Raw genomic sequence first — 9,787 nt, 5'->3', positions numbered from 1 at the left:
TGGCAGTTTCTTCGCGGCCATCCTTCGAGACGCCCGCTTTCAGCGGGCTCCTCAGGATGAGGTCTTGTTTCGCGGCGAAATATTGGACCCTCATGGTGAGGAGCGCCGCTTAGGGCGCGTCTCGAACCATGAGGCCGCGCCATTCACAGCCTCCATAGCGTCATATGAGATCGCCCTGCAGCTTGCGGGGCTAGCGATATCGGGCGTGCCGCCCAACCGAGGGCGAGCAGGATTCATCCCGCTTCGGCAGCCCTACTCTCCCCCTTGCCGCGCCAGGGTCGCAAGCTCGCAGCCTTCGCAATAGCGCGCATCCTTGTAGTCGATCCAGTTGTGCGCGTAGACGCGATCGAGGGGGATGTTATAGCGCGCGCGAAGCACGCGCACGAGAATGCGCCAGGCCGCGATCTGCGCTTCGGTCGGCCCTTTCGCCACGTCGGGATAATTGCCGGCGAATTCCACGCCGATCGAATTGTCCCGGACCACCTGGCGATAGGTCGAGGCGTTGTTGATGTACTTGTTGTCGTTGCGGTTGGCGCCGTCGCCATGGGTCGGAACGAGATTTTCGGCGACCGCCCAGTAGACCGTGCCGTCGGTCTCCACCCACACCGTCACGCCCCGCCGGGTCGGGTTCTTCGACTGCTCCAGCGCGCCAATGCGCGCCGAACCCGCCGGCCCCTCGGTCTGGTGCACGATGATGTTGCGCCAGGCATGCGCCTTCGCCACATCGCCCCACGGCGCGAGCCAGACGACCTTGAGGCCCGGAATATCGGGCGTGCCCGACGAGCGCGCGATGGCGGAAAGATAAGCGTTCTGCGCCGATGCCGACGAGAAGGACACGGCGGCGGCGAGCGCCGCTACCATCAGGCGAAGGCTCATGTTGCGGGGTCCGGTGGACGTCGCAGTATTAGCACGTCAGGCGCATCTGCGCTCGACCGAGGTGGGATCCGCGGCCGTCGCGCCGTCCTCGGCCGCGAGCTCCGGTACCAGCGCGGGCGCGGGATCGTAGACGGCATAGCCGTTCTTGCCCTTCTTCTTGGCGTCATAGAGCGCCTGGTCCGCGCAGGCCATCAGCCGGTCCGGGAAATCGCCGATCTCTTTGGTCCATTGCGCCACCCCGATGGAGACCGCGATGGGAATGTCGTTGCCGACGCAGGTCGCCGCATCCTGGCGGCAGACATCGACCACCCGCCGCGCGATCATGGCCCCTTCGCGCACGGTCGAGGAAGGCAGCACGATGCAGAACTCGTCGCCCCCGGTGCGCGCCAGCATGTCGCTCTTGCGCAGCCGGGTCTGCGCCATCAGCGTGAAATATTGCAGGCAGGCATCGCCGGCGGCATGACCGTGGGTGTCGTTGACGGCCTTGAAGCCGTCGAGATCGATCACGAGCAGCGCGAACGGCTCGCCGCTGCGCTGCGATCGGGCGCATTCCTCGGTCAGGCGCTGCACCAGGCGGCGCCGGTTGGCGACCCCGGTTAGGTCGTCCATCAGCGCGAGCTCGGCGACCTCGTTGCGCAGCCGGTCCATCACCATCAGCAGGAAGCCGAAGTTCAAGGCCATGCTCAGGAACAGCATCGCCAGCACCAGGAACGAGGGCGCCATACCGCCGCTGAGGATCGAGAAATCAGCACCGAAGAAATTGCCGATCGTCCGCATTCCGTAAATGCCGACGATCAGGGCGGCGACGATGCCGGCAAGACGGGCGCCGTGATTGACGCGTCCCTCCGCCGGAGCAAGAAGCAGTTTCAGCGTCAGCACCAGCGGCAGCGCCTGGCCCGCCGAATAGGACAGCACGCGCAGGGGCATGCTGTCATAGACGAACGCGAAGAAGGCGGTGGCCCCGATGCTCGCGCCGATGATCAGGATCGCACTCCGCCACGAGGTCGGGCGGTCGTAGAAGCGCTTGATGCCCATAGCGGCAAGGCAGGCGGCCAGGATCATGGTGGCGCCGCCGGCGAGCAACGGCAGCAAAGATTCGACCGCGAGGCGGCCCATCGAGATCATCGCGCCGGCTGCGGCGGTGAAGGCGGAAGCGGTCCAGAACCGCGCCGCCTCAAGCTTGGGATAGGACCGCATCACGTAGGCCCAGATCAGGCCAAGCGCGAGGAAGTTGATGACGAACACCGTCCATAATGTCGGTACGTTCAACATCGTCTCATCCCCAGGAACCGTATGGTCCCGTCCCCTCTGTTTGACTAAGGCGCCCCGTATTCTTGCAGGGCAGCGTAGGCCGGTCGCGCTTAACCGAGTCTCACCGCGATTCATGAAAGACAGGCTTTGGTTTTGGATTGTTAAATACGGCGCGCGGAATCCGGCATGGTTAAGCAGGACGTAACGATGCAAGCGAGGCGTGCCGCGGCGCGGCCGACGTGCCTTGCGAGGCAAAACTCGCCAAAAAGCGCATAACAGCTGTGGATAACGAATGACGGCGAAGTGACGACGTAATGCAGCGCGCCGCGAATCTGCTGAGTTTGCTATCGGGGATATTGCGAGGTCGGCCCTCCGCCCGCATGCCTCTGTATCGCGTTCAATCCATTAAACCCTGAGAGGATACTATGGCTAAGAAAGCGAAGAAGGCGAAAAAGGCGAAAAAGGCGAAGAAGGCCAAGAAGAAGTAACCCTTCTTGTTCTCGCCCGGGTGGAGCCGCGCTCCGCCCGGGCTCCCACATAGTTGCAGGTCATTTGAAGCGGCGGGCATCGGCCCGCCTTTTCTGTTTCAGCTGACCGCATCTGCCCGGCCGCCGAACCGCCGGCGTGCAGGGCCCCCTAGCGCTCGGCGAACGCCAGCCTGGCGCCGAGGACGGCGAATCCGGCGGCAAAGCTGCGGCGCAGCCACTGCATCACTTTCGGCCGCGCGATCACATGCTCGCGGACGCCCGCGGCAAACAGGCCGTAGATCACGAACACCACGAACGTCATCGCCATGAACCATCCGCTCAGCTCCAGCATCCGCGCCAGCGGGCTTGCCTCGTCCGCCGAGATGAACTGCGGCAGGAAGGCGAGGAAGAACATCGAGAGCTTCGGATTGAGGATGTTGATCAGGAAGCCGGTAGCGATCACCCGGCCCGCCGAGCGTTCCCTGATATGCCCGGCCACGGCCAGCGCGCCGCTCTCGCGCACGGCCTGCCAGGACATGTAGAGCAGATAGGCGACGCCGCACCATTTGAGCACGGCAAAGGCGACTGCGCTGGCATGGAGCACGGCAGCGAGGCCAAACATGGCGGCCGCCATGTGCGGGATGATGCCGAGCGTGCAGCCGAAAGCCGCGGCGATACTAGCGCGCGATCCCCGCGCCAGCGCAGCGGCCAGCGTATAGAGAACGCCGGTGCCGGGCGAGACGATCACGATTAGCGAGGTGATGAGGAAGGACCACGACATGCCCTGTCATTATCATTCCGTGCGGCCTCGCGAAAGCGGCGGTCCGCGGCCATCACGACAGCTGGGCGGCGATCTCGGCTTCGCGCAGCACGTCCAGTGGCGCCCACGGCTTGGGCCAGAATTTCGCGCCATCCGGCAGTTCGTGCGCCAGCGGGCGACCGGAGGTGACGACGACGTCAAGCCTCGGGTTGCACTCCTTGGCGAGGTAGGCGAGTTCGACGCCATCCATCGGGCCGGCGAGCTGCACGTCGGTCATGAGGAAGCAGACCGTGTCGCCATCCTGCTCGAGCACGCGCGCCGCCTCTTCCGCGCTCTCGCACTGGATCACGTCGTAACCACTTTCCTCGAGCAGCAGGCAGAGCATGTCCCGCTGGGCAGGGTCATTCTCCACGACCAGCGCGGTGGCGCGAAACGGGCTTGCCTGTGCCATGCTCGGTCTCCTGACGATGACACTTCCGAAAAGCGTCATGGGTTAAAAATGAAACCGCTGAATGGTTCGGTTCCCAGTGAAAAATTGAGGAACTCTTCCATCACGGGCGATAGCTGTTCCCTCGCTGCTCGCGCCGGATCTTTGATTTGATCTTCTATCAACAAGTAGACATCACTTTGATCCTCATCAATGGACCAGCATGACCGTGATCCGCGTCATTACGGTGGCGAGGGCCGCAAACGGCGTCGGTGCGCGCGCCCGCGCCGGAACTTATCGCGCGCAGATGCGGCCATTCCTGTCTCTGGAATACTGGATCGTCCCGCTTTCGCCGACGATGACGATGAGAGTAGGTCGCTACACCGGCATCAACATCGTCATGGCCGGGGCATGACCGGTGAGAGCGTGGCGCGCGAAGTGCTTCACCGCGATGAAAGGTGCCGTCACTGCCCGATCAGGCGATCGGCAAAGTAGCCAATGGTCTTGCGGTAGATCCGGGCGCGGTTCCACTCGCGCATGGCCTCGAAGTTGGCAGAGCCTTCGTCATAGGACGCACCCATCTTGAAGCCGCTGGTGTGCAAGAGGTTCGCGGTCGAGGCCAGCACGTCGGCGACGCTGCGCCGCAGATCGACACGGCCGTCGCCGTCGAAGTCGACACCGTACTTGATGTAGGACGAGGGCAGGAACTGGGTCTGCCCGATCTCGCCGGCATAGGCGCCGACCATGTCGCGCAGCGACAGGTCGCCGCGCTGCACGATCTTCAGCGCGGCCAGCAGCTCGCCCTGAAACAGTTCGGAACGGCGGCAGTCGTGCGCCAGCGTCGCCAGGGTGCGGATCACCGGCAGCTTGCCCGTGTCGCCCTTGCCGAAGTCGCTCTCCAGGCCCCAGATCGCGACCAGGATGTGCCGCGGCACGCCGAAACGCTGCTCGATGCGCGCCAGCAGCGCGGCATGACGCTGCAGCATGGCGCGCCCGCCGTTGATGCGGCCCGGGCCGACGCGGGTCGAGACATACTGCTCGAAGGTCTTGTTGAAGGTGTAGCGCTGGCGCCGGTCGAAGGCGAGCACGTTGCCGTCCTCGGTCACCCCGGACAGCGCCGCGCTGGCGACGCCCGGCGAGATGCCGGCCGCCTGCGCCTCCGCTGCCATGCTGGAGATGAAGCTGTTGAAATCACCGCCGCAGCGCGCGGCCTGCGCCGATCCGCAAGCAAGCAACACCGCACCAAATGCGGCCAGACCCATCCTTAGCATGCCGAAATCCTCAGGAAGAGTGGAACGAAGCGGGCCGCGATCATGCCCAAGAACCGCACGCCCGTCAAAAGTGTAAGCCGTGACCGACCGCAATCCCGTTTGATCCGCGTCAATATGCTCTTGACCCGCCTTCCTAGACTGCGCGCCAAAGGAGAGCCGACATGATCGGAATTACCCTGACCTCGGATCAGATCCGCAACGCGCCGGCCCCGGTCCGCCAATGGATCGAGCAGCAGGTCATCTCCTCTCTGGGACTTGCCGCGCAAAGCGCGAGCGCGCCGCCGCCGCAAGCCGCCCATCTCGTCGCCTGCAGCGAGGAGGAAGCGACCAAAGTGCTCGCCCGGATCCAGGGCGTGCTGCCGGCGGTCCACGTGTACTTCGAGTTCGGCCGCCCCGGCGTTTCGTACGGCCAGCCGCCGGTGATGGCCTTCCGCCTGATCGACATCCTGCACCACGCCTCGCTCGACAACGTCGGCGAAGTGATGGAATGCCTCGACATGATCAACCAGGCCTTTGCCAAGGTGCGCAACGATCCTTCGGCGCGCTTCTGCGGCTTCGACAATGAGGGCCATTGCCTGATCGCGCCGGAAACGCAGCAGAGCATCGCCGCGCTGTGGCGCAGCATGATCGCGAGCCAGCGCGCCGCCGGCGGATCGCCGTTCGCGCCGGCGGCGTGAGACGCGCCATCTTTCCGCACCGTCATTCCGGGGCGGCCTGAAGGGCCGAGCCCGGAATCCATTTGTCCGCATCGCCTGTTGCGCGATGGATTCCGGGTTCGGCCCTTCGGGCCGCCCCGGAATGACGGAGGAAACGTCGGCAGCTTTAATGTTGAAGCCCAGCACCTGAGTGATAGGCTGAGCACCGGGGAGTGCGTGAGGCCATCGACATGCCGGACACAACGCAACCACCGTCCCGCTTCGCCATCCTGCGCGTGCCGCTGTTTCGTCTGCTCGCGATCAACCTCGCGGCCGGCGCCGCTGTCGCCGTGCTGCTGGTCGGCGGACTGCTCTTGCTCAACCCGGGCGGCATCCGCGATCTGATCCTCGCCGACCGCGCCCCCGGAGTTGCAATCTTCCTCCTGCTCGGCTCCTTCCTCATCACCTTCGGCTCGGCGGCGATGGGCACCGCCATCATGACCGTCGGCGGCCGACCGGACGACGACAGCCCGCGCGGCGGACGCCGATTGCGGCTGGCGAGGCTGAAGGTGAGGCGGAAGCACGGGTAACAGAAGAAAGCTTTGCAATGACGCACTCCGCTCACCTCGCCCCGCAAGCGGCAGGGCTATCGCATTTGAAAACGAACTTGGTGGCAGTTTCTTTGCGGCCATCCTTCGAGACGCCCGCTTTCAGCGGGCTCCTCAAGGCGCGAGCCGTATCTCCTCATCCTGAGGAGCTTGCGAAGCAAGCGTCTCGAAGGATGAAGGCCCGGGTCCGGGCCTCATGGTTCGAGACGCGCCTTCGGCGCTCCTCACCATGAGGGTTGGAACGTCGCAAACTCAGAAGATTCACACCCTCTGAACAGGATGAGGTCTTGTTTCGCGGCGAAATATGGGACCCTCATGGTGAGGAGCGCAGCTTAGGGCGCGTCTCGAACCATGAGGCCGCGCCGTTCACAGCCTCCATAGCGTCATATGCAATCGCCCTGCCGCTTGCGGGGAGAGGGAGCAGACCTCAACGGCGTCGCATCTCGAACAGCGTCTTCAATCCGATGAAGATGAGAAGCGGCGTCTGGCTGCCATAGCCATAGGCGCGGACCAGCATCGCTCCAAGGATGATGCCGACCTGCATCATGACGATGCGGCCGAGCGTACCCGCGACCACCGGCGCCACGCCGTCTTCGGACTCGGCTGATTCGGACTTGGCTGAGGCCTGCGCGCGCCGTCTGTTCGGGGTGAGCCGTGCTTCGATGTCATCGACAAGGCGCGGGCGCGCCGGCGAGGCACAGAACCTGAAAAACCCGGCCACGAACATCAAGACGAGCGGCGCCCACGCGCCGGACGCGACGATGAATTCGTGAACGAAGCTGCCGGGACCGGTCAGCTTGCGCGGCCAGTCGCCGGAAAACAGCACCCACAGGAACAAGAGGTGCACGGCCATGAAGCCGAGGACGACCATGCCGAACAGTTCGACCAGATCCTTGTTTGTCGCCCGCCGCGTCTGGCCGTTGACCTTGATCGCGCCGAGCATCGATTCCGGCAGCCGCGCCAGCGTCAGCACCATCCAGAAGCCGACAATCGCGGTCTCCATCCAATACAGCATCAGCACCTGAAACGAATCGACGCCGAGATAGAACAGGCCGTACACCGGCAGCGCATTGGCGGCGATGGTCAGGAGGTTGTGGAGGAGGAGGATGGGCATTGCGGGAGGGCGTGAGGCGATTGAAGGACCAGGATAGTGGGTGTTGCTGTCGCAGGCCAGGTTGCTTGCAGTTGGGTCGTCCCAGCGACTTCGCCGGTTCGAATCCCGAGGCATGCAAGCTCCTCCTGGGCCTGCTCGCGGCCGGATGCGCACCAATCCCGGGCGCACGTCAAACCCGAAAGAGGTGCTATTTGCTTTGACAGTAGCGCCCTTATCGACGACAAGCTGCCCATGGCCAAGAAACCCGGGACCAATCCCAAAGGCGAGTTCGCCTTCTTCAACGTCGTTTATGAGGACGGCAGCCAACGCTCCAACCGGCGCGTGCCTTCCGAGCTGCTCGGCGGCCTCGACGGCGATGAACCGGCCCGCGGCTATATCATGGAGCAGGACCGCGAAATCGCCGAGAAATCCGGCCGCGCGCCGCTGGCGATCAAGAGGCTGGACCGGGTCGGCGCGAAGAAGAAATAGCCGTTAATTTGGCATCGGCCTCCGTCGGCGACGCCCGCACGGCCGAGGCGCGTGCGGAGCTACGCGGCCTTCCGCTCAGGTTCGTCCGAAATCGGCTTTGCTGCTTGTGGCTCGATCATCGCCTGCGGCGCATTGATCAGGCTCACCAACGTGTAGCTGATGATGAGCAGCAGGAACCACGATCCAAACTTGGCAGGCGACACCAACGCCCACGCCTGCTGCTGGGACGGATAGAGCCAGATTTTCGTGTAGGTTCCTATGTTCTCGGCGAACCAGACGAACAACGAGACCAGCACCAGCCCGAGAAGCAGGGGCATCGAGCGGTGATGGCCCCAGACCTTGAAGTAGATGGTCGTGCGTCCGAACAGCAGCGCCGCCGCGACAAAGAGCAGGACGCGCAGGTCGGACATGTAGTGGTGCGTAAAGAAATTGAGATAGATCGCAACGCTCAGCGCAATGAGCGGCAGGCGCGACGGATGGCGCCCAAAACGGAAATCAAACAGGCGCCACGCGCGGCACAGATAGCTGCCGATGCAGGAATACATGAACCCCGTGAACAGGGGCACGCCGCTGATCCGGAAGAAGCTTGGCTCTGGATAGATCCATGAACCCATCGAGGTCTTGAAGATCTCCATCACCGTGCCGACCACATGGTAGATCACGATGACCTTCGCTTCGTCCAGCGTCTCCAGGCGGCTCGCGAGCAAGGCGAGCTGAACGGCGATCATGCAAAGAAACAGGAAATCATAGCGCGCGAGCGGTGCGGTTGCCGGATAGAGCCGGTAAGTAGCAATCATCAACGCGATCGCGATGCCGCCGAACAGGCACGCCCACCCCTGCTTGATGCCGAAGCGAAGGAATTCGTAAAGCCACGCCGATGACCGGCGCCGCGCCATGAATCGCCCCAGACGCCATTCGCCGACGATGAACCGGCGAAGTGGTGGCCAGGTCGCCGCGGCACTCGCCCGCAACATGCGGGGGGCTGACTCGTGGATTTCGCTCTTCTGGTCGAACGTGTGATGCACGGCTGGTACGTGCTCAGCGATCGCGGTCAAAGAAGGGCGCGTTTGTGCAGAATTTGCCGAGAGCCGGGAAGTAAAAAAGAAACGGCGGGCTTTCGCCCACCGTGTCTGCCCGGTGGTATGACATTATGGAGGACGATAGCGCATCGAGAGAGGCAGGAAAATACAACTTTAAAGATCAAAGCGGCGGAGTTCGGCCCGCCGCTTCGTCCAATCTAATTGGTGGCCACGTTAAACCGTCTTGGCGCTACGCCCAATCCCAGCGCCTTCCTAATTGTCCAAGAACGACCGCAGCTTCCTTGACCGCGACGGATGCTTCAGCTTGCGGAGGGCCTTGGCTTCGATCTGGCGGATGCGTTCGCGGGTGACCGAGAACTGCTGGCCGACTTCTTCCAAGGTGTGATCGGTGTTCATGCCGATACCGAAGCGCATGCGCAGCACGCGCTCTTCGCGCGGCGTCAGCGAGGCGAGCACGCGCGTCGTGGTCTCGCGCAAGTTCGACTGGATCGCGGCGTCGATGGGCAGGATCGCGTTCTTGTCCTCGATGAAATCCCCGAGGTGCGAATCCTCCTCGTCGCCGACCGGCGTCTCCAGCGACAGCGGCTCCTTGGCGATCTTGAGGACCTTGCGCACCTTCTCCAGCGGCATGCCGAGCTTTTCGGCGAGCTCCTCCGGGGTCGGCTCGCGGCCGATCTCGTTGAGCATCTGGCGCGAGGTGCGCACGATCTTGTTGATGGTCTCGATCATGTGCACCGGGATGCGGATGGTGCGCGCCTGGTCGGCGATCGAGCGGGTGATCGCCTGCCGGATCCACCACGTGGCGTAGGTCGAGAACTTGTAGCCGCGGCGGTACTCGAACTTGTCGACCGCCTTCATCAGGCCGATGTT

The 9,787-nt window shown here is 63.7% G+C and carries 12 protein-coding genes; 4 read left to right on the top strand and 8 right to left on the bottom strand.

Features of this window, described 5'->3' with window-relative positions:
• Positions 1-252: 252 nt before the first annotated feature.
• From HY852_RS13040 to HY852_RS13025, 4 genes are all read right to left on the bottom strand, one after another.
• A complete protein-coding gene (locus HY852_RS13040; RefSeq protein WP_291605121.1) occupies positions 253-876 on the bottom strand; it encodes a peptidoglycan recognition family protein in 624 nt (207 codons plus the stop codon).
• 36 nt (positions 877-912) lie between these two features.
• Complete coding sequence (locus HY852_RS13035; RefSeq protein WP_291605120.1) at positions 913-2,148, bottom strand: GGDEF domain-containing protein; 1,236 nt, start codon at positions 2,146-2,148, stop codon at positions 913-915.
• A gap of 615 nt (positions 2,149-2,763) precedes the next feature.
• A complete protein-coding gene (locus tag HY852_RS13030; RefSeq protein ID WP_291605119.1) occupies positions 2,764-3,375 on the bottom strand; it encodes a LysE family translocator in 612 nt (203 codons plus the stop codon).
• Positions 3,376-3,427: 52 nt separating this feature from the next.
• Positions 3,428-3,805, bottom strand: a complete 378-nt coding sequence (locus HY852_RS13025) for a response regulator (RefSeq protein ID WP_291605118.1) — start codon at positions 3,803-3,805, stop codon at positions 3,428-3,430.
• Between the two features lie 199 nt (positions 3,806-4,004).
• Between HY852_RS13025 and HY852_RS13020 the strand changes: the two genes are divergently transcribed.
• Complete coding sequence (locus HY852_RS13020) at positions 4,005-4,196, top strand: hypothetical protein (protein ID WP_291605117.1); 192 nt, start codon at positions 4,005-4,007, stop codon at positions 4,194-4,196.
• A gap of 49 nt (positions 4,197-4,245) precedes the next feature.
• Here the strand turns inward: HY852_RS13020 and HY852_RS13015 are convergent, their stop codons facing one another.
• Positions 4,246-5,052, bottom strand: a complete 807-nt coding sequence (locus HY852_RS13015) for a lytic murein transglycosylase (protein WP_291605116.1) — start codon at positions 5,050-5,052, stop codon at positions 4,246-4,248.
• Positions 5,053-5,213: 161 nt separating this feature from the next.
• On the opposite strand from HY852_RS13015, the gene HY852_RS13010 reads away from it, so the two are divergent.
• Positions 5,214-5,729, top strand: coding sequence for a hypothetical protein (locus HY852_RS13010; RefSeq protein ID WP_291605115.1), 516 nt, complete (start codon positions 5,214-5,216; stop codon positions 5,727-5,729).
• Between the two features lie 209 nt (positions 5,730-5,938).
• On the top strand, positions 5,939-6,277 hold the full coding sequence (locus HY852_RS13005) for a hypothetical protein (RefSeq protein ID WP_291605114.1): 339 nt from the start codon (positions 5,939-5,941) through the stop codon (positions 6,275-6,277).
• A 445-nt stretch (positions 6,278-6,722) separates the two neighbouring features.
• On the opposite strand, the gene HY852_RS13000 is transcribed toward HY852_RS13005, so the two are convergent.
• Positions 6,723-7,409: a DUF6498-containing protein gene (locus HY852_RS13000; RefSeq protein ID WP_291605113.1), complete on the bottom strand. Its 687-nt coding sequence runs from the start codon at positions 7,407-7,409 to the stop codon at positions 6,723-6,725.
• 231 nt (positions 7,410-7,640) lie between these two features.
• Here HY852_RS13000 and HY852_RS12995 point away from each other — a divergent pair, with 231 nt between their 5' ends.
• Positions 7,641-7,877 carry a hypothetical protein gene (locus HY852_RS12995; protein ID WP_291605112.1) on the top strand — a complete coding sequence of 79 codons (237 nt, stop codon included), beginning with the start codon at positions 7,641-7,643 and terminating at the stop codon, positions 7,875-7,877.
• A 59-nt stretch (positions 7,878-7,936) separates the two neighbouring features.
• Here HY852_RS12995 and HY852_RS12990 read toward each other — a convergent pair whose 3' ends face one another.
• Both HY852_RS12990 and HY852_RS12985 read right to left on the bottom strand, forming a co-directional pair.
• A complete protein-coding gene (locus HY852_RS12990; protein WP_291605111.1) occupies positions 7,937-8,851 on the bottom strand; it encodes a DUF817 domain-containing protein in 915 nt (304 codons plus the stop codon).
• Between the two features lie 318 nt (positions 8,852-9,169).
• Positions 9,170-9,787: sigma-70 family RNA polymerase sigma factor (locus tag HY852_RS12985; protein ID WP_291605110.1), on the bottom strand; the 618-nt coding region annotated here is incomplete at its 5' end.

Source organism: Bradyrhizobium sp., assembly GCF_016213215.1.
Taxonomy (GTDB): Bacteria; Pseudomonadota; Alphaproteobacteria; order Rhizobiales; family Xanthobacteraceae; genus Bradyrhizobium.
Note: the sequence above shows the minus strand (reverse complement) of the source record. Positions and strands in the feature narration are given on the sequence as shown.